Origin of the sequence: Schaalia sp. JY-X169 (assembly GCF_014069575.1) — a bacterium.
Lineage (GTDB): Bacteria > Actinomycetota > Actinomycetes > Actinomycetales > Actinomycetaceae > Scrofimicrobium.
Map to the genome: position 1 here is coordinate 336,367 of NZ_CP059675.1, position 25,340 is coordinate 361,706.

Here is a 25,340-nt window from a genome sequence, read left to right on the forward strand (position 1 = left end):
ATCTAACGTCGCCACACGTCTCCTTGGCGAATCAAATCATTGATTTGTTGCTTTGCCAACGTCCTATCCACTTTTCCGAGGGATGTGAGTGGGATCTGCTTGATGAACCCAACCGTCCTGGGGGCTGCGGCATTGCCAAGGTTACCGCGGACCGCTTCGCGCAGCTGCCGGGCGCGCATTTCCCTCTGGGGAAGGGATAACGCATCATCGTGTTCGACCAGCAGCGCGACCTGTTGCCCCCACATTGGGTCGGGCAGCGCGAGGGCGCAAACTCGGCCCATTCCCAGAGATGAAGCAGCTTCCTCTACCGCCCGTAGGTTCACTTTGACACCTCCGGATTTGATGATGTCATCGACGCGACCGGTGATTCTTAAGGTTCCGTCCTCGGCAATTTCCCCAAGGTCAGAGGTTCTGAACCAGGCTTGACCGTCCTCGTACAGCAGGGGCGCGGGTTCGTCGAAGTATCCGCTCATAAGCATGGATCCCGCAATGAGAATGATGCCGTCAGAGTCGATTTTCACCGTTGCGCACTCCAGTGGAATCCCGTCGTAAACACATCCTCCGCTAGTTTCGGTCATCCCGTACGTACGAACGACACGGGCCCGAATTTGCTTGGCACGCTCAGTTAGGGACGGGTCTATGAAGCCCCCGCCGACGAGGACGTAATCCAGGCAAGACAATGCCTGCGGTGCTTCATTGAGGCATGCAAGAAGTTGGGGGGAAACGAGGGACGTGTAGAGAGGAACAGAAGAAGGAGTGCACGCACGCGCCTCGGTGACCAACTGGGCGAAGTCCTTGGCATTGAACTTGCCCGATGGAGCAAGGATCGGAGTGTGTCCGCTGATAGCTGCTCGGACGACGGTTTGAATGCCGGCAATGTGATTGAGTGGGAGCGTTGTGATCCACTGCCCCGGACTGCCGAGGACGTTGTTCGTCGCTTCTGCTGAGGCAAGCAGAGCATCGGTGCTGAGGCAGACAAGGTGTGGGTGTTGCATTGTCGAGCCAGAAGTCGCGATGATGAGTTCGTGGGGTTGCTCACCGCCAACTTGGCGATGGGGGGTGGAGCCCTTGAGTCGGTTACGCAGCACCTCGTTGTCTTGATCCAAGACGGCCAGGGTAGTTTGTCCTGCAAAGATGTGCTTGACAAGCGTGTTTACCGCGACGTCGCGATCAGACGTAGAGAGCAGCTGGACCATCATAGTTAGCAACACTAATCCGAAACTGGAGATCGACGCTCATGTAGGTCCGTCCAGACGCCGTCTCAGATGATCTGCAGCACGTTCGTAATGCACATCCCATCGACTCCAAAAATGGGGGATTGCTAGGATGTAAGCGTTATGAAGAAACTGTTTGATTCCAAGCAAAAAGTCGTTATTGCAGGTCTTGTTGGCTTGCTTGCCCTTCTGGTTGCAGTTTTTGCTGGAGTCACAGTCTTTTATGCTAGTCACGCACTTCCTGGAACATCCATTGCAGGTCAGTCAATTTCAGGAATGACTCGTGAGCAGGCAACTGAGGGAATCAACGCTCAGATTGCCCAGGAATCAGTGGTGCTAGAGGGAGAAGTCACTCCCGCAACGTTTGCTCTTGCGGACATAGGCATTCAAGTTGACGTTGAAAAGACGGTTGACGAAGCCTTTGCGCCGAACAGGGGTCTGATAACCCGTGTCAGCGGGCTGTTCGACTCACGTGATATCGAACCTGTCGTTACGGTTGATGAGAAGCAGCTCGAGGTGGCTGTAGGAGGGCTTGAAGGCGATTCGGTTCGGGAGGCAGCCAATGGCCAGGTCACGTTTGACGCAGACCAGCAGGTCTTTGTCGCCGGTGCGTCAGAATCTGGCTCTGAGGTTGACCTCGATGCCTTAGCCGATCAGGTGACCCGGGCCGCCAAAGCCATGAGCTTCACACCCATCGCGGTTTCTGTCGTGGAAGTGGCTCCCGAGTATGATTCTGCGGTGGTTTCTGCGGCCGCTGATCAGGCAAACCAGTGGTTGCAGACTGAGCTTGCCCTGCTGGATCGCGAAGAGATCCGCCATGATGCAGATGTACCGACAAAGGCGTCGTGGGTAGTGTTTGAGGCTAAGGATCAGTCTCTGGCTGCCACCTTGGATCCAACCTTGGTGAAGGCCTGGGTTGATGAGCATTCCGCGGAAACGAATGTTGCTTCGGAGCCCATGGTGCAGAATGTGAATGCTCAGGGCACAGTGCTGTCGACCGCCCGCGAGGGTGCGGACGGCTATGTAGCGAACAACGGGCAAGCACTGGCAGACGCAATAGTGCAAACGATGGGATCCACAGAGCCTTTCGTAGGAGTCATTGAGTATGTGGTCGAGCCGCGTGCTACCGAACAGCGACTCATCGCCCCGGGTGCTGAAAATCTGGCGTACCAGGCCGCTCCGGGAGAGAAGTGGATTGATATCAACCTCTCCGCGCACACAGTTACGGCTTATGAGGGTGCTACTCCCGTCCTCTCTTCTCCCATGGTTTCCGGAGCTCCAGCAACGCCGACGGTCACTGGCGAGTACAGTGTGTGGGCAAAAGTTCCCACGCAGACGATGCGCGGTAACAATGCCGACGGCACGAAGTATGAAACCGAGAATGTCCCGTGGATCCTCTATTTCCACGGAGGATATGCGACCCATGGCGCATACTGGCGTTCGAGCTTTGGGTATGATGCGGGCTCGGCCGGTTCACACGGATGCGTGAACATGCCGGTTTCAAGCGCGCGGGATCTCTACAACTGGGCCAACGTGGGCACCAAGGTAATTAGCCGCTACTAGTCTCTAGAAGTAGTAGGGGAATGCTGACCAGTTAGGTTCTCGACGCTCCAAGAAGGAATCACGTCCCTCACGAGCCTCATCCGTCATGTAGGCCAACCGGGTCGCTTCGCCAGCAAAAAGCTGTTGCCCAGCCAGGCCGTCATCGGCCAGGTTGAATGCGTACTTCAGCATCCGCAGAGCCTGCGGTGACTTACCCGCCACCAGGCGGGCGTACTCGATTGCGGTTTCCTCAAGGACATCATGGTCGACGGCTTCGTTGATCGCACCCCATCGTTCCGCCTGCTCAGCTGAGTAGGTTCGCGCCAGGAAGAAGATCTCACGTGCCCTGCGGTCGCCCACCTGACGCGCCAAGAGTGTAGACCCATAGCCCGCATCAAAGGACCCCACGTCTGCGTCGGTCTGCTTGAACCGGGCGTGTTGACGTGAAGCCACTGCCAGGTCACAAACCACCCCTAACGAGTGTCCTCCTCCCGCAGCCCATCCATTGATTGCTGCAATTACAACTTTTGGCATCGTGCGAATCTGTCGCTGAACCTCAAGGATGTGCAGCCGCCCCGCACGGGCTCTCTCCACTGCCCCCAAATCACCATCCGAAGGTTGGGAGGGTGATTTGGCGGTTTCCGAAATGTCACTCTTCCCAGGGACCTGGACCGAGTACTTGTACCCGTCACGTCCTCGGACCCTTTGATCTCCGCCGGATGAGAATGCGTATCCCCCGTCTTTGGGGCTCGGTCCATTACCTGTCAGGATCACCGCGGCAATACTTGCGTCAGTTCGGGCGTCCTCAAACGCAACCAGCAGTTCATCGACTGTTTGGGGACGGAAGGCGTTCCGCACCTCTGGTCGATCGAATGCGATGCGTACCCACGGCAGACTAGCGCCGGCCGACGCCCCATCACTCTCACCTCTCGAGATGCCGCGGTGATAGGTGATGTCGCCAAAAGAGAAGCCCTGAACAGGGCGCCAACGCGAGGGATCGAAAGTGTCTGAAACTGATTCTAAGGAGCTCACGTAAACAACGATAACCCGTAGGATGACGTCATGACTGACATCGCTGAATACCTCAAGCCGGGTTCCCACCTCCTCAAAGAGGATGATGAGACACCGCGTGACTGGCACCGACTCATCGAGCTTGCCGCAATCTTGAAGAAGCAGAAGAAGTCCGGAACTGAGGTCCACTATCTTCGGGGACGCAATATTGTCCTGGTGTTTGCCAAAACTTCGACGAGGACGAGGTGCGCGTTCGAGGTGGCCGCGGCAGATCAGGGTGCTTCCACAACCTACCTTGATCCCCAGGGCTCCCAGATGGGCCACAAGGAATCGATCTCAGACACCGCTCACGTCCTCGGTCGCTTCTTTGATGCCATAGAGTTTCGTGGCGACGATCAAAGCCAGGTTGACATCCTGGCGGCAGACTCCGGAGTTCCGGTTTGGAACGGCCTAACAGCCCAGTGGCATCCAACCCAGATGTTGGCTGACTCCCTGACAATGGCAGAGCATTCCGGAGGGAAGCCGTTCTCTGAGATCACGTACTCCTATGTTGGGGACGCGCGCTACAACATGGGCCGCTCCCTCCTCATTAATGGCGCTCTCCTAGGTTGTGACGTGCGTATTGTCGCGCCCCGTGAGCTGTGGCCGGACCAGGAAGTTATTGAGCGTGGCAACGAAATCGCAGTTGCCACAGGTGCGAGCATTACCGTGACAGATGACATCAGATTGGTTGCGGGATCAGACTTTGTCCACACCGACATCTGGGTTTCGATGGGGGAGCCCAAAGAGGTTTGGGCTGAACGAATAGAGCTGCTGAGGCCCTACCGTGTTGATGAGGCCCTTATGGAACTTGCCGGCCCAAATGCGAAGTTCATGCATTGTTTGCCTGCCTTCCATGACCTCAACACGACCGTGGGCAGACAGGTCTTTGAGGAGTTTGGCTTGAACGGTATCGAAGTCACTGACCAAGTCTTCTCGGGGCCGCGATCAGTCGTCTTTGACCAGGCGGAGAATCGGCTTCACACCATCAAAGCAGTCATGGTCCGGTCACTGGGTTCGTTGTAAGCTGGGCTAGCCCTGACAGGGGCGCAGAAGATAACTTCAGCAACGGGGGGCGCTGGTGCAAGACTGGTTTGGACGTCCTCCGTCGCGCTCACATGCCAAGTCGGCCTCGGCCATGAAAGCAACTGAACCCCTAGGTGTTATGCCCCAGCACGCTATCGGGCGAGGGCGATATAGGCGGGCAACCAGTCATAAGGTTCCCCCCACACTTGTTGCGGGCGCTGTTGCCTCCACGTTGGTGATTGTCGGCGCCGCATGGGGAGTCGGTACGTATGGTCAATCTGACCCCACGCAGAACCTCGCTACCAGCTCATCTCAGACAGTTGTCGTGACGTTTGCACCTCAGATACAAGAGGCCGCGGTCATTTCCGCGGCGCAGTCAACCTGCGATTCCCTCAACATTGATGCAATTGCGACAGCTCCCGAGGGCCCCTCCAGTGAGGAAGCAGTGCAGGCGTTCCAAGCCTTGCAAAGCGCTGTTGAATCAGCCGAGGAGGCGACCGGAACGGCTCTCGTCCTCGAGGGTGTTCCGGATGAACTCGTGGACTCCTACAGGTCAACGTCGGCGCCAATTCGGCAACTCTTCACGGCCGCAACCAGCATCAAGACTGTGCCCTCCGCCGATGTTGTTGAAGACACGGAGAGCTCAAGGATTGTTGCCCCGGTGAAGACCGCCGCGGTTGATGAGGTGGCAACGGCAGCGCAGCAGTTGGCGACTGCATTGGCTTCACTTCCCGTGATGGACAGGGCAGTCGTCCTGGGCCCTGACAGCATTGATTCCACCTCACTCACTGACGAGGAGTTGGATGCACTAATCGCAGGCGGTTTTGGAAGTTCATTCCAGATTGAGAAAGAGCGACGCTTTGCAGCATCCCTTCCGGATCTCTCCCAGGCTGAGAATGGCTACATTGACGAGTCACTTCTCTGCCCGATTCCTTGGGCGCCGTACTACCGCTTGCTTTGCGCGACGGTCCCGAACCTTGAGCGTTTGAACGTGGCTTTCAAGGCGGAGTTTGGCCATGACTTGGCCATCCAGAGTGGGTATCGCACGTACGCCGACCAGGTCTGGGCCCACGAGAATGCGCCTGAAATGACGACGTTGCCAGGGACTTCAAACCACAGCTGGGGGGTAGCCGTCGACTTCGACATTGACCTCTACACCTCATACGACAATCCTGAGGTGGTCTGGCTGATCGAAAATGGCCCCGCTTACGGATGGCGAAACCCAACACATGAGGCTTTTGGGACGTTGCGGCCTGAACCTTGGCACTTTGAGTTTGGGACGCAGTACCCCACTCTGCCGGATAACGGGTTCTACGGGCCAACTCCGGAAGTCGAGTACGTTTTCAATCTGCCAGAAGGATGGCGGACCAAGACAATCTACACGGCTGACTAACGGTCTGACTTTGGCTTGGCCCAACTCGGAGCCGGGCCCGAACCAAACCCCAGGATTGCCAGGTACGCGCCAAACCCGATGATGGCGACACATGGGATCGCGAGGAGGACGCCGAGGACGTTTCCCAGGGCGCCACCAATTCCTGGAAGTATCAGGCCCAGGAGTCCTGCCCCCAGAAGAAACAGTGAGACGCCGGGTAGAGCGAGGAGAATAAAGCGTTCGTCTGCTAAACCCTTCGAGTTGCGCAGCGATCGGGCTCGGGCCGTGTCTCTGCGCAGCGCCAGAGATCCCGCAAGGCCAAGTACACCTGCCAGAAGAGCAATGAGAATCATGAGCTCACTATATAGACTTCGGTGGTGACAACTTACCCACGTCCCGGTCTTTCCGCTCTACCCTTGACTGGGCTCAATGATGACGCCCGGGCGACACTGGGGGAAATTGACGAGGTCGTCGTATTCACTCTGCCCATGAACATTCGCTTCCGCGGCATCACAAGCCGTGAAGGCATCCTCTTGCGAGGCCCTGCCGGGTGGGGTGAGTTTGCGCCCTTTTGGGACTACGGTGCCGCGGAGTCATCCCGGTGGCTCGCAAGCGGCATCACATCCGCGACCGTTCCCACCCCGCTTGCGGTTCGCGCGACCGTCCCCGTCAATGTGACCATTCCGGCCTGCGGCGTCAAAGAAGCACTCCAACGAGTTGAGAAGCAGCGTGGGTGTCGCACAGCCAAGGTGAAAGTTGCCGAGCGTGGCCAATTGGTGGCGGAGGACGTAGCGCGGGTGGAGGCTGTTGCGAATGCCCTCTACGAAAACCATGGGACAGAAGCACGGATCAGAGTCGATGCCAACGCGGGCTGGAGTGTTCCTGATGCCGTGGAAATGCTTGACGCTCTCAACCGGGCGGCTCGAGTGCTGGGTGGCTTGGAATACGCTGAACAACCCGTTGGCTCAACCGAGGATTTGGCGGAACTCAAAAGCCACACAAGGGTACCCCTGGCAGCAGACGAGTCGATACGGCGCTCAGATGATCCGCAAGCGGTACGCGACATGAGTGCAGCAGACATTGCGGTGCTGAAGGTTGCCCCTCTGGGCGGAATCGCGGAGGCGCGTAGGCTCGGCTCAGCGATCGGGCTTCCGACTGTTGTCTCGTCTGCCCTTGACAGCTCAGTTGGAATCGCCGCTGGGGTGGCGCTTGCTGCCTCGTTACCGAACCTTCAGCATGCCTGCGGCCTGAACACGGCCACCATGTTTGTCGGTGATGTGCTTGCCGAGCCCCTTGTTGCGGTAGATGGACAGATTGATGTGGAGCAGGCGAAAGTGGCGACGCTCTCCGCACTGAACCCCCATGCGGATGAGGTTGAGAGTTCAGTGAAGCAGCTTTGGCACGAGCGCCTGGAGAGGGTTGCTAGTGTCCTGCGAAAAGGGGAGGAGCAGAGGTGAGCCTAATGGAGCCCCCTAGTTTGAAAGTGGCGCGTGCGGTTGTGAGTGCGCTGATCTCTTCGGGAGCAACTGAGTTTGCGTACTGCCCCGGCTCACGAAACGCGCCTTTCGCATACGTTCTGGCGGCGGAAGAAGCTGCCGGGCGGGTCAACGTTCACACGTTTGCTGAAGAGAGGGGCGCGGGCTATTGGGCTCTGGGTGCGGCGCAGGCACTGGGAGGACGCGTGCCGGTCGCAGTTATCACCACGTCGGGCACAGCTGTCGCCGAACTTCACCCAGCACTGGAAGAGGCGCGGCATCAGGGCCTACCTGTCATTGCGGTCACAGCGGACCGACCATTTCACATGGTTGGCGTGGGGGCCTCGCAGGCAACGCACCAGGCCGGCATGTTCTCGTCAACTGTCTGCATTGGAGTGGACATTCCAGAGGGCTCTGATGCTTTAGGGGTCCGCAACCGGTTGTGGCGGGCGCTGGCGCGCGGACTTGGCATGGGAGGGCGTAGTGGTCCCGTACACATAAATGTTGCTTTAGCTGACCCGCTGGTGCCGTCAGACTTTTCTGCGTTTGCCACCGCTGTCACGGAGGGGCAGATCGAGGGGAAGGAACGTGAGAATCCGGCGCTCTACGCCCTCGGACGTGAGGCAGCAGGCACGCAGATTCCGCGTTGGGAAGAGCTGGTGCAGCCGGGACTGTCCACCATTGTGGTCGCGGGCAGCGTTGATCCGGGCGACTTGGCGGCGGCGCGGGAACTCACGAAACAAGCAGGTGAGCGCATGATTCCTGTGATTGCTGAACCGACGTCGGGACTCTGTGACTGTGAGACATGGATCCCGCATTCCCCCTGGGTTATTGAGATGTGCGGCGCGCAAGTGGAGCAGATACTTGTGCTTGGAAAGCCAACGCTTTCCCGCCAGGTGATGAGGCTGTTGCAACGGCCTGATGTGCGAATTGTGGCACTGGCAAACCACCATGAATGGACGGACCTCTGGGGCAAGGTCGAGGTCGTGGTGCCACTGGAGGTGCGCGGGCTGGTTGAGGCTGCCTCCATCGCTGCGGCCGACCGTTCTGAGGGGGATGATGATGCACAACGGTGGCTTGCAACGTGGAGGGATGCGGCTACCCGAGTTGATCGCGTCCTCGACCAACATAGTCGCGATGAAAAACTTGACCACGTCACTACGGCCGAAGAGATTTGGGGGCAGGCCGAGGGAACAGACCTGTGGTTAGGCGCATCGAATGCGGTGAGAGCCTTTGATATTGCGGCGAGGGCGCCTGGAAGAGCGAGTGTTTTTGCGAACAGGGGATTAGCTGGCATCGACGGGAGCATCGCATCTGCGCTTGGCGTGCAGGCGATGAGGCACAGGCCGATGCGAGTTGTGGTTGGCGATCTGACGTTCTGCTATGACCTGCCAACGTTGGCAGCTCGACCGGATTACGATCCCGATATCCAGGTGATAGTTCTGGACGACCGGGGAGGTTCAATTTTTGCTTCCCTTGAGCATGGCAGCGCACCCGAAGAGCTCTATGAAAAGTACTTTGCGGTGGCGCAAAGGATCGACATACCGGCTGCTGCCCGCGCTTGCGGCTGGGAAGCCGTGACGGTCGCAACGGTGGGGGAACTCCGCGGCGCACTGGCCGTGCCGATAGTGGGACGCAGCGTGATTCACGTTCCGTTGGAAAGGCCAACCGAAGTGTTCGCCGCTCTGCGTGGGCGTGCTATCTGATACTACGGGTCAGGGGCAAATCCCAGTTCTTCGCTGTTACCGAAATTCCTGGATCATCTCGACCAGACCGGGGTAGGAACCGCATACTTACACCAGTAGATTGAAGGGAGAATCATGACTGAACCACAGCGCCCGCTACGCATTCCGTTGGAAGAAGTGGCCGTTGTCCCCGCGCAGAGTATGGATACCGCACGGTTCACCCCACCCCCCGCATCTCGGGCTCAAGAGAGTCATCGAGGACGCAGGGGCGGGCCCGGGTGGGCATCTTTGATTTTGGCAATGATTCTGGCTGTCTTGGTGACACTGGCAGTTGTATTTGGGGTCTGGGGTGCGCAGTCCCCCTTTGACACCGCTCCCGCAATGACAGGTGGAAGTAGCGAGACTACGGATTCGGAGCCCGCAGACGTCGTCGAACCGGTCGAGGCAACAGAAGGTGCCCCAGACTGGCAGGCAGTTGCCGCGGCTGTGCGTCCCGCAACAGTGAGCATCCTCGTCGAAGGTGCAACTGAAGCGGCTAGTGGCTCCGGTGTCATTATCGATTCTTCCGGCCACATCATCACCAACCATCACGTTGTTTCCGGCGCCGCACAAGGCGGAAACATCACCGTGACACTGCATGACGGACGTCTTTACTCGGCGACAATCACCGGCACGGATCCGACGACCGACCTTGCAGTTCTGACTTTAGATAACCCTCCAACTGACCTGACAGCAGCTCTCCTCGGGGACTCTTCAACACTCGAAGTTGGGCAGCCCGTCATGGCCATTGGTGCCCCGCTTGGACTGGCCGACACCGTGACCACAGGTATCATTTCTGCGCTCGACCGACCCGTGGCGGTATCTAGTTCCGCGGATAGTTCGGCACAGGCACAGACAGAGGTCGTTGTGACCAACGCTATCCAGATCGATGCGTCCATAAACCCCGGTAATTCGGGCGGCCCACTGTTCAACGCGCAGGGAGCCGTGGTTGGAATTAACTCCTCAATAGCGTCGATGGGTTCCTCGTCCTCGGAAGCCGGTTCAATCGGACTGGGGTTTGCCATTCCTGTGAACTTAGCGAAGTCGGTAGCCAGTCAGATCATCGAGACGGGGTCGGCACAGCACGCGATGCTTGGAGTTCAAATCAGCACATCTTCCGTCCTCGTTGGGGAAGACAACAGACTTGGAGCGTTAGTTGCCACAGTGAACCCTGGCAGTGCAGCGGAAGCAGCGGGGTTAATCCAAGGTGACGTGATCGTTGGGATCAATGGTAGCTCTGTAACTTCCGGGCCCTCACTGACCGGGTACGTGCGCAGGTACAGCGCGGGCGACCAAGTGACGTTGGATGTGGTGCGTAACGGCGTGCAGCAGCAGGTTCTCGTCACCCTTCAGCAGCGGTAGCGACGGGAGTCAGGCCCCCGCCCTCGCGTGGGGCCTGACTATTCCACGCCCAGTGCCTCCAAGACGGGCCTCATCTTGGCGCGGGTTTCCGCGAGCTCGAGGTCGGGGACGGAATCCGGCATGATGCCGCCACCTGCGAAAACGCGGATCTGCTTGTGATCTTCTGAGAGCTGGCCGCACCTCAGGGCGATTCCGAACTCGCCATCACCCGCGGCATCGATCCATCCCACGGGTCCGGAGTAACGGCCTCGCTGGGTGCCCTCCAAGTCTTCAAGAATGCTGAACGCGAGGCTCGTGGGAGTCCCACAAACAGCCGCTGTGGGGTGCAGGGCCCCAACAATGTCGAGGACGTTGGCGCCGCTGACAACTGCCTCAACATCGGTGGCCAGGTGCGTGACGTTGGGGAGGTCCAAAAGGGAGGGCTCCGCGGGCACGGTCATCGCTTCGGCAAGTGGCGCCAGGGCGCGGGCGACGGACTCCACTGCGAGGTGGTGTTCCGTTCGGTTCTTCACGGAGGCGAGCAAGCTCTCTCCCTCACCCGGCTCAGACGTTCCCGCAAGGACCCGGGAGGTAAAGCGCCCGCTGCGAAGGGAGGCAAGCATCTCCGGCGTGGCGCCAACCAGGCCCTCAACCGCGTAAACCCAGGTGGATGGATAGCGTTCCTTCAGTTCGCGAAGGAGGAAGCGTTCATCGATTGGCTGCGATGCGGAAACGACTATGTCTCGGGTTAAAACTACCTTTGAGGCCGCGCCCGACTGCAACATTTTCGCAAGGCGTCGTACTGCTTCCTTCCAGCGGGTCTGTGTCATGCGGCCGGGTTCAGTCCACAGACCGGAGGGGCGGGGAACACGGGCAGGGTCCTCTGCCAACACCTCAAGAGGGTTGGGAGGACGCACGCCGGACGCGACAGTGACTGCCCAGATTTGCTCACCGGCTGTTACCACTGAGAACTCCGGCACAATCAGGTAGCCGGTTGACTGAGCCGCAAACCCGAACGACGCAAGTGAGAGTGGCCACTGCACGGGTGGCGGGGCGCCCTCGTAGTCTGTTTCAACGAGGGCGTTCGCAGCTAGGAAATCCCAGGCGCGCGCAGCATCGCGCATGGCGTGGGAACCTGAAAACTCGAGGAGAGCGGCATTGCCCCACCCGAGAAGTGACACGTCCATGCCGAGCCAGGCCGATACGTCCTCGCTGACAGGGACAAGATCAAGGAGGTTTTCGGGTGCTGACGAAAGCTCCCGCACCCGTACGTGGAGCTGAAGCAAAGAATCGTGTGCCATTTCAGAAGCCTCTTCATCGTCGGTTCTAGCGTCGAACCCCTCGGCGCGTGCATTTAGCCTAGCGGTGCGGCGCTGTCGCAGGCGTTAACCACACCTTACGGCCACCCGCGTCAAGCACCCACGCCAAGAGATGCAACAATGTCTGCGGACAACCCCTACTAGATGCATATGGAGCGGTCGTGAAGAAAAGCCTTGAGGTTGGGACCATTCGCGCGGATGAAACAAAGAAGCCAGACGAGGTCGCGGCAATGTTTGACGTCGTGGCACCGAACTACGACTTGGCAAATGATGTCATCTCCCTGGGGCAGGTCTACCTGTGGCGCCGTGCCGTTCGAGCAGCTATTGATCCCAAGCCCGGATGGAAAATCCTTGACCTCGCCGGTGGGACGGGGACGTCGTCAATGCCGCTACACGAAGCTGGTGCGAGCGTTGTTGTCTGCGATATTTCGGAAGGAATGCTTGAAGTTGGGCGCGGCAAACACCCGGAGATTTCCTTTGTTTGGGGAAGTGCAACGGACCTGCCGTTTGATGACGACACCTTCGACGCCGTGACGATTAGCTTCGGAATTAGGAACGTCGAGGACGTCCCCCTCGCCCTCAATGAGATGTATCGGGTCACTAAACCGGGCGGACGCATAGTCATCTGCGAATTCTCCACGCCTGTCGCGTTTGCTCGGGTTCCGCACGGCTTCTATCTTCGTCACGTGGCCCCCAGGATCGCGCGTATGGCATCTCAGGCAGGCGGTGCGTACGACTATCTCTCTGAGTCGATTCTGCAGTGGCATGACCAACACACCCTTGGGGAAATGATGCTTGACGCGGGGTGGAGAGATGTCGCCTACAGAAATCTCACCTACGGCACGGTTGCTCTTCACAGGGGTGTGAAACCAGACGTCCGACCGTGAGGCGAAATTAGATAGTTACGTCTTGCTAATTTCGCGGCCACGCCTGTCGTTGCAGTAGGTCTTTTCGTTGCGAATCTGCCACTTCTGCCTTTCATGTTGCATGTGGGTACTGTAGGTGACGGGCTGCGTGGCACCACGTGGCGTCATAAGTGTGAGGAGTTCCCGGTGGCCGACGATATTCGCTTCGATGCAGAAGCAGATGTCGTCATAGTTGGCGCGGGTCCCGGTGGTGCATCTGCCGCATACCACCTCGCATCCCTGGGATTTGATGTCGCATTGCTAGACAAAGCGGCGTTCCCTCGCGACAAGGTCTGCGGTGATGGGCTAACACCAGCCGCGGTCGCTGAACTGTCACTCATGGGTGTGGACACCACCGGTTGGATGCGCAACCGTGGTTTGCGGGTCATTGGTGGCGGTAATGAGGTCTATTTTGAGTGGCCGGAGCAGGCGACACTGCCTGGATACGGCATGGCTCGAACCCGACTTGAACTTGATGCGGATCTCGTTGCTAAGGCACAGGGTGCGGGAGCTCGTCTCTATGAGAACCATGTGGCGATCGGTGCGCTACATTCTGCGACCGGCCGTGTTATCGGGGTTGAGGCTCGGGTGGGTCGCGGCAACGATGCCAGACTTGTCAAGTTCAAGGCGCCACTGGTTGTCGACGCCGGGGGAGTGTCGGCACGACTGGCCACCTCGCTCGGAATCGAAAAGAAGAAGAACAGGCCCCTTGGTGTCGCTGCACGGACCTACTTCCGCTCTCCTCGAGCAGATGATTCCTGGATGGAATCCCACCTCGAGCTATGGAATGGCGAACCCGGCAACTCCGAGCTACTACCAGGTTATGGCTGGATCTTCCCCGTCGGCGACGGCTTGGTCAATGTCGGCCTCGGATCCGTGTCATCGGATGCAACAGCCACCCAACTTCCCTACAAGCAGGTTTTCAAGCAGTGGGTTGCGCACCTCCCGGCAGATTGGGAGTTCACCCCGGAGAACCAGGTCGGACCACTTCGTTCCGCAGCTCTTCCAATGTCCTTCAACCGCAAGCCGCACTACACCAACGGCTTAGCACTGGTGGGCGACGCCGGCGGGATGGTCTCTCCGTTCAATGGGGAGGGAATAGCACCAGCACTCAAGGCTGGGCGATTCCTAGCAGACTCCGCGGCTTCTGCCTTCTCGAGGTCCTCAGAGGCAGGCTTCGATATTGCCATGAGCTCCTATCCTGAATCCCTCACTGAGACGTACGGGGGCTACTACTCTTTGGGCCGAATCTTTGTGGCTCTTATTGAGAACCCAAAGATCATGCGTTTGTGCACCTACTACGGTTTGCCACGTCGCAGGCTCATGAAACTTGTAAACAAGCTTCTATCCGACGGTTATGAACGAAGCGGTGGCGACGTTGACGACCGGCTAATCAGCATGCTCACCAAGGTGGTGGCAAAAGTATGAACCTAGTGCACCAAGCCACCGGGAGGAACGATGACTAATCCTTATGTCCCGCTTCTGATCATGGCGGCAGTCGCCCTCGCGGTTGCTGTCGGCGGTCTCGGTGCTTCGGCCATTCTGGGTCCGAAGCAGAAGAACCGCGTCATGGCGCAGAACTATGAGTGCGGTATCGACCCGGGACCCCAGCACATTGAAGATGGCCGCTTTCCGGTCAAGTACTACTTGGTCGCGATGACGTTCATCATTTTCGATATCGAGGTCGTCTTCCTCTACCCGTGGGCCGTAACGTTCAATCAACTTGGCCTCTTCGGGTTGTTTTCAATCCTCCTATTCTTAGGGTTGATCACCGTTCCCTACATCTACGAACTGCGCCGCAAGGGCCTGGACTGGACCTAAGGAGAGATAATCATGGGTCTTGAAGAGAAGTTGCCCGCAGGGGTTGGACTCACCAGCATGGAGAACGTGCTCGGTCTGGCTCGAAAGCACTCACAGTTCCCGGTCACCATGGGACTAGCCTGCTGCGCCATCGAGATGATGGCCGGAGGAACGCCCCGGTTCGACATGGCAAGGTTTGGTCTTGAAGTCTTCCGTGCATCACCGCGTCATGCGGACTTGATGATCGTCTCGGGACGTGTCAGCCAGAAGATGGCGCCGGTTGTGCGCCGCGTCTATGACGCGATGCCCGAACCCAAGTGGGTTATCTCAATGGGTGCGTGCGCCTCTACCGGCGGGATGTTCAACAACTACGCCATTGTTCAAGGGTGCGATCACATAGTTCCGGTTGACGTCTATCTGCCCGGTTGCCCCCCGCGCCCCGAAGCGTTGATCCACGCGGTCTTGACGTTGCGCGAGCAGATCGGAAAAGAACCCCTGGGCGCCCACCGTGAAGAGATCGCGCGCAAAGCAGAGGCGGCTGCCCTGGCTGCTACCCCGACAAGTCAGATGAAAGGGCTTCTCGCATGAGTGAGTTGGATCGGCATAATGTCGGCCCAGATTCTGGAAAGGATCTGCAGCGGCCCGACAATCGTTTTGAAAGCCCCGAGGTGATCTCGGTTCGTCACGGCTCGTTTGGGGTTATCGACGATGGTGACACGACCGGATTTGGCGGCCTTGTCGAAACATTCTCTCTGCCCGGCGCCAGCCAGCGCCCCTACGGTGGGTGGTTTGACGAGGCCGTTGACGTCCTCGAAGAGCTGATTGTCGAGGCGGGGCTGAAGGTTGAGGACGTCATAGAAAAGGTCGTCGTCAACCAGGGAGACGAGCTAATCATCGGCGTCACCCGCGATCACCTCCGTTTCGTTGCAAAGCAGCTTCGCGACGACCAGGACCTGCGTTTCGAAATGTGTCTTGGTGTCTCCACGGTGAACTACCCCGGAGATAAGGGGCGTGAACTGCATGGGCTCTACCCGTTCCGTTCGTTTACGCACAAGCGCACCATCTATGTTGAGGTCGCGGTTTCCGAGGATGATCCACGCATCCCCTCGATCGTTGATATCTACCCGGGTAACGACTGGCACGAGCGTGAGGGATGGGATCTGATGGGTGTGATCTTTGAGGGACACCCCGGCCTTACCCGCATTGAAATGCCCCAGGACTGGGTCGGTCACCCGCAGAGGAAAGACTACCCACTTGGGGGTATTCCGATTGAGTACCGTGGGGCAACGATTCCCCCTGTCGATACACGGAGGTCATACAACTAATGAGCCAGCAAGCGAAGATTTTCGCGACGCCCGGCGGCGATGACCCCAGGCTCGAAGACTACCCGGATGTCATGGCCGCAGGCGGTGACTGGGAAGATGTCATAGAAGAGGTGCGTCGCATCTCCACGGAGCGCATCGTCCTCAACATGGGTCCTGTCCACCCGTCAACACACGGCGTTCTGCGCCTCATTCTTGAGTTGGACGGCGAGCAGGTCCGTGAAACAAGGGTCGATGTCGGCTTCTTGCACACGGGTATTGAGAAGAACATGGAGTTCCGCAACTGGACCCAGGGCACCACCTTCGTTACCAGGATGGACTACGTTGCGCCCTTCTTCCAAGAGGTTGCCTACTGCCTCGGTGTGGAGAAGCTGCTCGGTGTCACAGAGCAGATCCCGGAGCGAGCAACGCTGATTCGCGTACTCCTCATGGAGTTGAACCGTATTGGTTCACATATGATCGCCATCGGTACCGGCGGTAACGAGTTGGGCGCGACAACGATGATGACCATCGCATTCCGCGGCCGCGAAGAGATCCTCCGCATCTTTGAACGAATCACCGGTTTGCGAATGAACCACGGGTTTGTGCGTCCGGGCGGCGTCCCACTCGACATGCCTGAGGGAACCGTTGAGTACGTTCGTTCGCTCATGCCCAACGTACGACGCGATATTGGCGAGCTTCAAGATCTCACCCTCGCGAACCCGATCTTCAAGAAGCGCTTCATCGGTACGGGCTACCTGTCGATGTCCGCGATGATGGCTCTGGGCCTTACAGGTCCTTCGCTACGCGCGGGTGGCCTTGAGACAGACCTGCGTAAGGATGACCCCTACTGCGGCTACGAGAACTACGAGTTTGACGTGCCGACGTACGACTCCTCAGACGCGTACAACCGCACACTTGTTCGTTTTGATGAGTGCTACCAGTCCTTCCGCATCATCGACCAGGTTCTCAAGCGTCTCGATGAGACCGAGGGCGCGCCGGTGATGATCGCCGACAAGGAAATTGCCTGGCCGTCAAGCCTCTCGGTTGGCCCGGACGGTCAGGGCAACAGCCCGGAGCATATCGCCAAGATCATGGGACAGTCCATGGAGGCGTTGATCCACCACTTCAAACTGGTAACCGAAGGATTCAAGGTGCCAGCGGGACAGGTTTACCAGCAGGTGGAGCACCCGAAGGGCATACTCGGCACCCACCTTGTTTCAGCCGGTGGCACCCGCCCCTTCAGAGCTCACTTCCGAGACCCTTCTTTCTCAAACCTTCAGTCCTTGTCCATGGCGACCGAGGGCGGCCAGCTGGCCGACGTCGTTGTCTCCCTGGCCTCGTTCGACCCAGTAGCCGGAGGCGTTGACAGATGACCTATGCTCCCGAAACGAAGGCTCGGCTTGAGGCCGATGCCCGTGAGATTATTGCGCGCTACCCTGAAGGTCACGCACGCTCAGCCCTGCTTCCGATGCTTCACCTAGTGCAGTCGGAGGAAGGCTACGTGAGTCCCGATGGGATCGCGCTGTGTGCGGACGTCCTCGGCATGAGCCAACCGCAGATTTCAGCTGTCGCGACCTTCTACACCCAGTACAAGCGTCACCCCAACGGTGAGTACAACGTGGGTGTCTGCACCAACGCACTGTGTGGCGTGCTGGGCGGGGAGCAGATCTTCGATGAACTCTCTCAGACCCTAGCGGTGGGCCACGATGAGACAACCGCCGATGGGAAGATCACGCTGGAACGCATCGAATGCAATGCTGCCTGCGACTTTGCCCCGGTAATCATGGTGAACTGGGAGTTCTTCGACAATCAAACCCCGGAATCCGCACAGGCGCTGGTCTCCGACCTGCAGGACGGCACCCCGGTTCATCCCACGCGCGGTCCAAACGTGATGCGGACCTTCAAAGAAAACGAACGCACACTGGCTGGCTTCCGCGATGGACTGGCGAACCAGGGGCCCAGTGGCGGCAAACCTACCTTCCAGGGTCTTGACGTCGCAGCTGCCAACGACTGGCAGGAACCACAACCGGTTGACCCATCCGACTATGTCTGGCTGGCAGATACCGCAGAAGCGAAGGGAGACAAGTGATGGAGACCTTCACAGCCCCCGACCCCTTGACCCCGGCACTGACCAAGTACTGGGACACCGAGGAATCATGGACTCTGGCGACCGCGCTTCGCAATGGTGCCTACCAGGGTCTGAAGCGGGCCAAAGAGATGGCGCCCGCCGACATCACACAAGCCGTTAAGGACGCGGGAATCAGGGGCCGTGGTGGCGCTGGATTCCCCACCGGGTTGAAATGGTCTTTCCTTCCTCCCGATGATGGCAAGCCACGTTACCTGGTGGTCAACGCCGACGAATCTGAGCCGGGCACCTGCAAGGATATTCCGCTGATCATGGCGGACCCTCACCTGCTGGTTGAAGGTGTGGCCATCGCATCACGCGCGATCAACTGCCACCATGCTTTCATCTACCTGAGGGGCGAGGTCGTCCACGTCTACCGGCGTCTGCTGGAAGCCATCCATGAAGCTGAAGAAGCCGGGCTGCTCGACGGACTCAAAGTCACTGCCCACGCGGGTGCAGGAGCCTACATCTGCGGTGAAGAAACAGCACTGCTCGACTCCCTAGAGGGGCGGCGCGGACACCCCCGATTGAAGCCACCATTCCCGGCCGTCGCCGGTCTCTACGCCCGACCCAGCGTTGTCAACAACGTTGAGACCATCGCGGATGTCGCCCTCGTCTTCCGTCACTCCCCACAGTGGTACGCCTCAATGGGGACTGAGCGATCGAAGGGATGCGGCCTCTTCTCCGTTTCAGGACACGTAGAGAAGCCAGGCCAATACGAGGCACCTTTCGGTGTCACCATGCGGGAACTCCTCGGATACTCCGGTGGGATCCGCAAGGGGCACAAGTTGAAGTTCTGGACGCCAGGTGGATCATCAACCCCGCTGTTCACCGAAAAGGATCTCGATGTTCCCCTCGACTACGAGGGCGTTGCAGCGGCAGGCTCCATGCTTGGCACCCGCGCTTTGCAGATGTTTGATGAAACCACTTCGGTGGTGCGAACAATCCGCATGTGGACGGAGTTCTACCAGCACGAATCCTGTGGCAAGTGCACCCCCTGTCGTGAGGGTACCTACTGGCTCAAGCAGATCATGTTGCGTCTTGAGAGAGGTGAGGGACGCCCTGGCGACCTCGAACTACTTGACGACGTTGCAGGGAACATTGCGGGCCGCTCATTCTGTGCCCTCGGTGACGCTGCCGCTACCCCGGTCATGTCGGCTCTGAAGCTGTTCCGCGAGGAGTTCGAAGCCGGAATGACGACGCCCGCATGGGAACTCTTCCCCTATGAGCGTTCGACGATCTTTCCCCAGGGAGGTGCTCAGTGACTGAGAACAACATGGTGACGCTCACCATCGACGGTACCGAGGTTGAAGCTCCCGCGGGAACGCTGATTATTCGCGCTGCCGAGCAGGCTGGTATCCGCATTCCGCGCTTCTGTGACCACCCGCTCTTGAAGCCGGTCGCCGCATGCCGACAGTGTCTGGTCGACGTGGGAACCCCCGACCGTGATGGCAACTTGAGGATGATGCCGAAGCCTCAGCCGTCATGCGCCATCGAAGTCAGCCCCGGGATGGTTGTCAACACGCAGCACACCTCTGCGGTTGCGCTCAAGGCACAGACCGGCGTGATGGAGTTCCTGCTCATCAACCACCCCCTTGATTGCCCAATCTGCGATAAGGGCGGCGAATGCCCACTGCAGAACCAGGCAATGACCGAGGGCGAGCCGGATTCTCGCTTCCACGGTGCCAAGCGCGTTTACAAGAAGCCGATGCGGCTCACCACCCAGATTCTTTTGGATCGGGACCGCTGCATCCTCTGCCAGCGTTGCGTCAGGTTTGCCAAAGAGATCCCCGGGGATGCTTTCCTCGATCTCCAGGGTCGCGGTGGGGGCTCCTCGCCAGAGGATCACCACCACTTCATGGGTGAGCAGGTCGGTACCTTTGACGCCGAAGTTCTTGACTTCTTCGTCGAGGGCGTCGCAGGCCCGGAACGTACCGACATTTCCGGCCCCTACGGGCGCGAAGGCATCATTTCTTCCGTTTACTCGGGTCCTGAAAAGAAGTCTGACAAGGACATGGCGGGGCGCACCTTTGCCTCGTACTTCTCGGGAAACATCATTCAGATCTGCCCGGTCGGTGCGCTGACATCGGCAACCTATCGGTTCCGTGCCCGCCCCTTCGACCTCGTCTCAACGCCTTCGGTCGCCGAGCACGATGCTTCCGGAAGCGCGGTACGCATTGACGTTCGTCGCGCGGAGGTGACCAGGAAGCTCTCCGGGAATGATCCCCAGGTCAACGAGGAGTGGATTACCGACAAAGACCGGTTCGCGTTCCCCTGGTACAAACAACAGGATCGCCTCAGCATTCCCCTTGTACGTGAAGACGGAAAACTCGTTAGCACCTCTTGGTCTGATGCGCTTGACCGCGCCGCCAAGGGCCTCGCAAAAGCCGCTAAGGGGAACGGTGTCGGCTTGCTCCCCGGGGGACGTAGCGCATTTGAGGATGCCTGGGCATGGTCAAAGTTTGCTCGGGTGGTCCTCGGTACCAACAACGTGGACTCGCGTTGGCGCAGACAGAGTGACGAGGAACTGGGCTTCCTCGGAGCCCACGTCGCGGGACGCGGCCTCGGCGTTACATACGAGGACGTCCAGAAGAGCGGGACCGCACTCCTTGTGGCCTTCGAGGCCGAGGACGAATGTGGCTCGCTGTTCCTGCGTTTGCGTAAGGGGCTGAGCGCCGGAACGGTGAAGGTCGCAACCATCGCTCCACTACTGTCACGCGGAAGCGAAAAGTTGGACGCGCAGCTTATTGCAGCTCGCCCAGGTGACGAAGTAGCGGCCGTTGATGCGATCGCGGAAGATGGCGCACACGCGGACCTGTTCCAAGGACTTGCCGACGGCGGTGTCATCCTGGTGGGTGAACGCGCCGCGCAGACTCCCGGGCTCTTTGCGGCACTTGAACGCCTCTGCTCACGCACGGGAGCCAAGATTGCATGGGTTCCTCGCAGAAGCGGCGACAGGGGATCGGTTGATGCCGGTCTGCTACCCAACCTGCTGCCCTTCGGGCGTCCCGTGGCAGATGCTGAAGCCAGGGATTCACTTGGCTGGGGGGCGCTACCAGCGGCCGAAGGATTGACCGCGACGCAGATGCTTAAGGCTGGAGCCGAAGGTCGCTTAGACGCCCTCGTCATCGGTGGAATCGATCTGCGCGACTGGGAAGACCCGGCCGCAGCGCGCGATGCCATTGAGAAGACGAGCTTTGTTGTGGCTCTGGAGGTTCGCAATACGGAAGTGACTTCCCTAGCGGATGTTGTCTTCCCGGTCGCGCCTCCCGTCGAGAAGAACGGCACGTTTATCAACTGGGAAGGTCGCCTACGTCCCTTCGGCCAGTCGATTGCATCACGCACCATGCCTGATCGTGAAGTTCTGGGCATGCTTGCCAGCGAACTTGGAATTGATCTCGGTGTTGAGAGCCTCAACCACGTGTATGCGGAGGTCAACCCCCTCATGTCGTGGCGTGGAGCTAGGACAAAGACACAGGCGGATCCCCAATTAGGATCTGTACCCCTGCCAGATGACAAGTTTGTTCTCGCTTCCCATAAGGTGATGGTCGACCTCGGGCGCATGCTCGATGGCGCTGACGACCTCAGGCTCAGCGCACGCCGAGTCGTCGCCCTGGTATCGAAGAAGTCTCTGGAGTCACTTGCCATTCCCGGCGACTTCCAGGTTGAGATTTCCGGCCCCAGAGGTACCTTGACAGTCCCTATTGAGGCGGCTGAAGTTGCCGACGGGACAGTTTGGCTTCCCGAATGCTCAACTGGTGAGGGAATCAACCAGGACCTGGCTCCGGCCGGCGGCTCCGTGACAATTACTCCTGCAAGAGAGGTGGCCCAGTGATGAGCGGGCTGACGATCACAGCACTTGGGACTTCCACGGCAGGGCTTCTCCCGGCCTGGGGCGTCCCTGAATACACGGTTGCTGACTTTTCAGATACGACCTGGTGGCTGGTTCTGATTAAGGCAATCTTCATTGTCCTCTTCTTGATCCTCTCCGTCATCATGGCGCTGTGGGTTGAGAGGCGGGCGCTTGGCCGGATGCAAACCCGACACGGCCCCAACGTAGCGGGTCCACTCGGCTTACTCCAGGCTATTGCCGATGCCGGAAAGATGCTCTTCAAGGAAGAGATCTGGACGAAACGAAGCGATAAGTTTCTGTACTTCTTGGCACCCGTCATCATGGCGTTCGCTGCCTTCTCCGTACTGGCAGTGATTCCGTTTGGGCCCAATGTCAACATGTTTGGCCACTCCACACCGCTGATGGTTACGGACATGCCTGTTGCCACTCTTTACATCCTGGCGATCACATCACTCGGCGTCTACGGGGTCGTCCTCGGCGGTTGGTCAGCACGCTCAACACTCCCGCTTTACGGCGCAGTGCGGTCTTCAGCCCAGATGGTGTCATACGAACTCTCAATGGGAATGGCTCTGGTCTCCGTGTTCCTCATGGCTGGGACAATGTCCACATCAGAGATCGTTGCCTCGCAGGGAAGTGTCTGGTGGGCATTCGCCCTCGCACCCGCATTCGTCATCTACCTGATCTCTATGGTCGGTGAAGTCAACCGTCTCCCATTCGACCTCCCAGAGGCCGAGGGCGAGCTGGTGGCCGGGCATATGACTGAGTACTCGTCGATGAAGTTCGGCTGGTACTACCTGGCTGAGTACATCAACATGCTCAATGTTTCAGCGGTCGCAGCAACCATGTTCCTTGGCGGATGGCATGCCCCGTGGCCTTTCAGCCACATCGCACCACTCAATGACGGCTGGTGGGGAATGTTCTGGCTGATCTTCAAGATCTGGGTGCTGATGTTTGCAATGATCTGGACTCGTGGAACGCTGCTTCGTCTGCGCTACGACCAGTTCATGAACCTGGGTTGGAAGGGCCTCATTCCAGTCGCCCTTGTCTGGATCGTTCTGGTTGCCGTCATGCGTGGCGTGCAGACCTGGGTTTCTGGATCCTGGTTGGTCCTATTTACGGTCATGCTTGCGGTTGTCATCCTGGTGGCAGTTGTGGTCTATCTGGTTGCTACACCTTCAGACCAGGGTGAAGAAGAAGGAGTTGACCCGGATGCTCCCTTCGACGCCTTCCTGGGTGGCTATCCGGCACCGCCTGTCTTGGGTCAGAAGCTGCCGCCCTCGCCTCGGGCAGGTCGCGCAAAAGTGGCCGTGACTGCCGTTGCTGAAACGGATGAAACTATTCCCGCAATTCAGGAGGATAGCAATGACTGACGATCCGAAGCAGATGCGCTACGAGAGGGACCCGAAAGGCCCCATCGGTGAGTTCTTCGCGCCGGTTGCAGGATACGGCGTGACATTTTCATCAATGTTCCGGCCGATGGTCACCGAGCAGTACCCGTTCGAAGCGCCACATGTCCAACCTAGGTTCCATGGGCGTCACAACCTCAACATCTATCCGGATGGGCTTGAGAAGTGCATCGGCTGCGAGCTGTGCGCATGGGCATGCCCGGCTGATGCAATCCTGGTTGAGGCCGCGTCCAACACACCGGATGCACAGTTCTCTCCAGGGGAGCGGTTTGGGCGCGTCTACCAAATCAACTACCTGCGATGCATCTTTTGCGGGTTCTGCATCGACGCGTGTCCGACCAGAGCGCTAACAATGGGCAACGATTTTGAGTTGGCCGAGTACGAGCGCATCGCCGACATTTATGACAAAGACATGCTGCTCGCAAAGCTTCCCGAGGGCGCTCTGGCAGCCCCCCACCCAATGGTTGAGGGGACAAGCGACATCGACTACTACGAGGGTGAAATCACCGGACCGACCCAAGCACAGGTTGACTGGGTCAAGCAGAACCGTCCCGATGATCCCTCTCTTGCGACAGCGCGCGCAGTACCGGCGCGCGCAGAAGCACCAGCAAAGAAGGAGGCCAACTGATGTCTCTGCTGCCCATGGGGGCGTGGCCCCAAATGAGCGGGACGGGGGAGGCGGTCCTCTTCTGGATTGTCGGATCACTGATGGTGTGTGGCGCACTCGGGGTGCTGCTTTTCCGTAAGGCCGCCTACGCCGTCCTCAGCATGGTCGTGGTCATGGTAGGAATGGCCATCCTCTTCTTCGCGCTTGAAGCCCCATTCAATGCTTCCGTGCAGGTAATCGTCTATACGGGCGCGATCTTGATGCTCTTCCTATTCGTCATCATGATGATTGGTCTGGGTGCAACGGACGGATACCTTGAACAGAGACGTGGGTTCATCTGGGCGGGCGTGCTGTTTGGTGGGGCCCTAGCGGTGCTTCTGGTCTCCACGGTTGTAATCTCAACTGTTCCGGGGCCTGGCCAGATAGCCGATGACCCGTACTCAAACGTTCCCGTTACCGCTCTTGCCGTGAATCTGTTCCAAGAACACTGGCTGACCATTCAGGTGGTGGCGGCACTGCTCATTACCGCTGCAGTCGGCGCGGTTTTGCTGACGCACAGCGACAATCTGGGACCGAAGCTGTCACAGCGATCGGTCGCTAAGGCACGGATGATGCTTTACAAGAAGGCTGGTCGACATGTCGGGCAGATGCCGCCGCCCGGTGTTTGGGCTACGGGCAACGCTGTAGACAACCCAGCAATCGCCGGTGACACGCTGGAAGTTTCCGAAGAATCAATCCCACGTGTGCTGCGTCTGCGTGGACTTGAGAAGCCCATGGGCCAAGTAAGTCCCCAGGTGGCAGAAGCCTTGCGGCTGGCAAGAACGGATGATCGTTCGGTGAGCCCGTGGGGTGGCAAGGTTGAGGTCAAGCAGTCCAAGGCGTGGGGTATGCGCGGTGACGGAGCTCCGACCGGCATGATGCAGATGCACTTTGAGGACACCGCTACAGAGGAAACGGAGGAGGCAAAGTGAGTCTCGCATTTTACATCGCGCTAGCCGGGATCCTGTTTTCCATCGGCGCTGTTACCGTCGTCGTGCGTAAATCGGTGATCATTTCACTGCTTGGAGTTGAGCTGATGCTCAACTCAGCAAGCCTTGTCTTCATAACCTTCTCACGAGTCCTGGGTGACTATTCCGGACAGGTCATGGCATTCTTCGTGATGATCGTGGCCGCGGCAGAAGTGGTGGTGGGACTCTCGATCGTTGTGGCGATATTCAAGAGTCGAGCCACAACCGACCTCGACCAGAACGTCGCACTGAGGAAGTAGTGGAGAGATG

Annotated in this window: 23 protein-coding genes; 19 read left to right on the plus strand and 4 right to left on the minus strand. The window is 58.7% G+C overall.

Annotation, left to right across the window (positions count from 1 at the left end; all coding sequences use genetic code 11):
* Positions 1-2: 2 nt before the first annotated feature.
* Positions 3-1,199, minus strand: a complete 1,197-nt coding sequence (locus tag H2O65_RS01465) for an AMP-binding protein (protein WP_182141858.1) — start codon at positions 1,197-1,199, stop codon at positions 3-5.
* A 138-nt stretch (positions 1,200-1,337) separates the two neighbouring features.
* Between H2O65_RS01465 and H2O65_RS01470 the strand changes: the two genes are divergently transcribed.
* The gene (locus H2O65_RS01470) at positions 1,338-2,777 is read left to right on the plus strand and encodes a L,D-transpeptidase family protein (RefSeq protein WP_182141859.1); all 1,440 of its coding nucleotides are present in this window, start codon (positions 1,338-1,340) and stop codon (positions 2,775-2,777) included.
* Positions 2,778-2,780: 3 nt separating this feature from the next.
* Here H2O65_RS01470 and H2O65_RS01475 read toward each other — a convergent pair whose 3' ends face one another.
* Positions 2,781-3,788 (minus strand): 1,4-dihydroxy-2-naphthoyl-CoA synthase, encoded by a 1,008-nt coding sequence (locus tag H2O65_RS01475; RefSeq protein ID WP_182141860.1) that lies wholly within the window; start codon positions 3,786-3,788, stop codon positions 2,781-2,783.
* Between the two features lie 30 nt (positions 3,789-3,818).
* Here H2O65_RS01475 and argF point away from each other — a divergent pair, with 30 nt between their 5' ends.
* A complete protein-coding gene (gene argF, locus H2O65_RS01480; RefSeq protein WP_182141861.1) occupies positions 3,819-4,832 on the plus strand; it encodes an ornithine carbamoyltransferase in 1,014 nt (337 codons plus the stop codon).
* Positions 4,833-4,944: 112 nt separating this feature from the next.
* On the plus strand, positions 4,945-6,225 hold the full coding sequence (locus H2O65_RS01485; RefSeq protein ID WP_182141862.1) for a D-alanyl-D-alanine carboxypeptidase family protein: 1,281 nt from the start codon (positions 4,945-4,947) through the stop codon (positions 6,223-6,225).
* Here the strand turns inward: H2O65_RS01485 and H2O65_RS01490 are convergent.
* Positions 6,222-6,557, minus strand: a complete 336-nt coding sequence (locus H2O65_RS01490; protein ID WP_182141863.1) for a hypothetical protein — start codon at positions 6,555-6,557, stop codon at positions 6,222-6,224. The two genes, H2O65_RS01485 and H2O65_RS01490, sit on opposite strands and share 4 nt — an antisense overlap.
* A 24-nt stretch (positions 6,558-6,581) precedes the next feature.
* Here H2O65_RS01490 and H2O65_RS01495 point away from each other — a divergent pair, with 24 nt between their 5' ends.
* The 3 genes from H2O65_RS01495 to H2O65_RS01505 all read left to right on the plus strand — a co-directional run bounded on the left by H2O65_RS01495 (position 6,582) and on the right by H2O65_RS01505 (position 10,765).
* Positions 6,582-7,661: an o-succinylbenzoate synthase gene (locus tag H2O65_RS01495; RefSeq protein WP_182141864.1), complete on the plus strand. Its 1,080-nt coding sequence runs from the start codon at positions 6,582-6,584 to the stop codon at positions 7,659-7,661.
* A gap of 5 nt (positions 7,662-7,666) precedes the next feature.
* Entirely contained in the window at positions 7,667-9,385 is a 1,719-nt protein-coding gene (menD, locus tag H2O65_RS01500) for a 2-succinyl-5-enolpyruvyl-6-hydroxy-3-cyclohexene-1-carboxylic-acid synthase (protein ID WP_182141865.1), read from the plus strand.
* Positions 9,386-9,499: 114 nt separating this feature from the next.
* Entirely contained in the window at positions 9,500-10,765 is a 1,266-nt protein-coding gene (locus H2O65_RS01505; protein ID WP_259349552.1) for a S1C family serine protease, read from the plus strand.
* A gap of 38 nt (positions 10,766-10,803) precedes the next feature.
* Here the strand turns inward: H2O65_RS01505 and H2O65_RS01510 are convergent, their stop codons facing one another.
* Complete coding sequence (locus H2O65_RS01510; RefSeq protein WP_182141866.1) at positions 10,804-12,045, minus strand: isochorismate synthase MenF; 1,242 nt, start codon at positions 12,043-12,045, stop codon at positions 10,804-10,806.
* Positions 12,046-12,224: 179 nt separating this feature from the next.
* Here H2O65_RS01510 and H2O65_RS01515 point away from each other — a divergent pair, with 179 nt between their 5' ends.
* The 13 genes from H2O65_RS01515 (at position 12,225) to nuoK (ending at position 25,330) form a co-directional block, all read left to right on the plus strand.
* Entirely contained in the window at positions 12,225-12,950 is a 726-nt protein-coding gene (locus tag H2O65_RS01515) for a class I SAM-dependent methyltransferase (protein WP_259349553.1), read from the plus strand.
* Between the two features lie 165 nt (positions 12,951-13,115).
* Entirely contained in the window at positions 13,116-14,396 is a 1,281-nt protein-coding gene (locus H2O65_RS01520; RefSeq protein ID WP_187994375.1) for a geranylgeranyl reductase family protein, read from the plus strand.
* 30 nt (positions 14,397-14,426) lie between these two features.
* The gene (ndhC, locus tag H2O65_RS01525; RefSeq protein WP_182141868.1) at positions 14,427-14,789 is read left to right on the plus strand and encodes an NADH-quinone oxidoreductase subunit A; all 363 of its coding nucleotides are present in this window, start codon (positions 14,427-14,429) and stop codon (positions 14,787-14,789) included.
* A gap of 12 nt (positions 14,790-14,801) precedes the next feature.
* Positions 14,802-15,356 carry an NADH-quinone oxidoreductase subunit B gene (locus H2O65_RS01530; protein ID WP_182141869.1) on the plus strand — a complete coding sequence of 185 codons (555 nt, stop codon included), beginning with the start codon at positions 14,802-14,804 and terminating at the stop codon, positions 15,354-15,356.
* On the plus strand, positions 15,353-16,093 hold the full coding sequence (locus tag H2O65_RS01535) for an NADH-quinone oxidoreductase subunit C (protein WP_182141870.1): 741 nt from the start codon (positions 15,353-15,355) through the stop codon (positions 16,091-16,093). Before H2O65_RS01530 ends, H2O65_RS01535 begins: the two co-directional genes overlap by 4 nt.
* Positions 16,093-17,445, plus strand: coding sequence for an NADH-quinone oxidoreductase subunit D (locus H2O65_RS01540; protein ID WP_182141871.1), 1,353 nt, complete (start codon positions 16,093-16,095; stop codon positions 17,443-17,445). The genes H2O65_RS01535 and H2O65_RS01540 overlap by 1 nt, the downstream gene beginning before the upstream one ends.
* Complete coding sequence (gene nuoE / locus H2O65_RS01545) at positions 17,442-18,161, plus strand: NADH-quinone oxidoreductase subunit NuoE (RefSeq protein ID WP_182141872.1); 720 nt, start codon at positions 17,442-17,444, stop codon at positions 18,159-18,161. The genes H2O65_RS01540 and nuoE overlap by 4 nt, the downstream gene beginning before the upstream one ends.
* The gene (gene nuoF, locus H2O65_RS01550; RefSeq protein ID WP_182141873.1) at positions 18,161-19,462 is read left to right on the plus strand and encodes an NADH-quinone oxidoreductase subunit NuoF; all 1,302 of its coding nucleotides are present in this window, start codon (positions 18,161-18,163) and stop codon (positions 19,460-19,462) included. Before nuoE ends, nuoF begins: the two co-directional genes overlap by 1 nt.
* Positions 19,463-19,473: 11 nt before the next feature.
* Complete coding sequence (locus H2O65_RS01555; RefSeq protein WP_182142602.1) at positions 19,474-22,032, plus strand: NADH-quinone oxidoreductase subunit G; 2,559 nt, start codon at positions 19,474-19,476, stop codon at positions 22,030-22,032.
* On the plus strand, positions 22,032-23,420 hold the full coding sequence (gene nuoH, locus H2O65_RS01560) for an NADH-quinone oxidoreductase subunit NuoH (RefSeq protein WP_182141874.1): 1,389 nt from the start codon (positions 22,032-22,034) through the stop codon (positions 23,418-23,420). Before H2O65_RS01555 ends, nuoH begins: the two co-directional genes overlap by 1 nt.
* Positions 23,413-24,084 carry an NADH-quinone oxidoreductase subunit NuoI gene (nuoI, locus tag H2O65_RS01565; protein WP_182141875.1) on the plus strand — a complete coding sequence of 224 codons (672 nt, stop codon included), beginning with the start codon at positions 23,413-23,415 and terminating at the stop codon, positions 24,082-24,084. The genes nuoH and nuoI overlap by 8 nt, the downstream gene beginning before the upstream one ends.
* On the plus strand, positions 24,084-25,034 hold the full coding sequence (locus H2O65_RS01570) for an NADH-quinone oxidoreductase subunit J (RefSeq protein WP_182141876.1): 951 nt from the start codon (positions 24,084-24,086) through the stop codon (positions 25,032-25,034). The genes nuoI and H2O65_RS01570 overlap by 1 nt, the downstream gene beginning before the upstream one ends.
* Positions 25,031-25,330: an NADH-quinone oxidoreductase subunit NuoK gene (gene nuoK / locus H2O65_RS01575; protein ID WP_182141877.1), complete on the plus strand. Its 300-nt coding sequence runs from the start codon at positions 25,031-25,033 to the stop codon at positions 25,328-25,330. Before H2O65_RS01570 ends, nuoK begins: the two co-directional genes overlap by 4 nt.
* Positions 25,331-25,340: the final 10 nt, after the last annotated feature.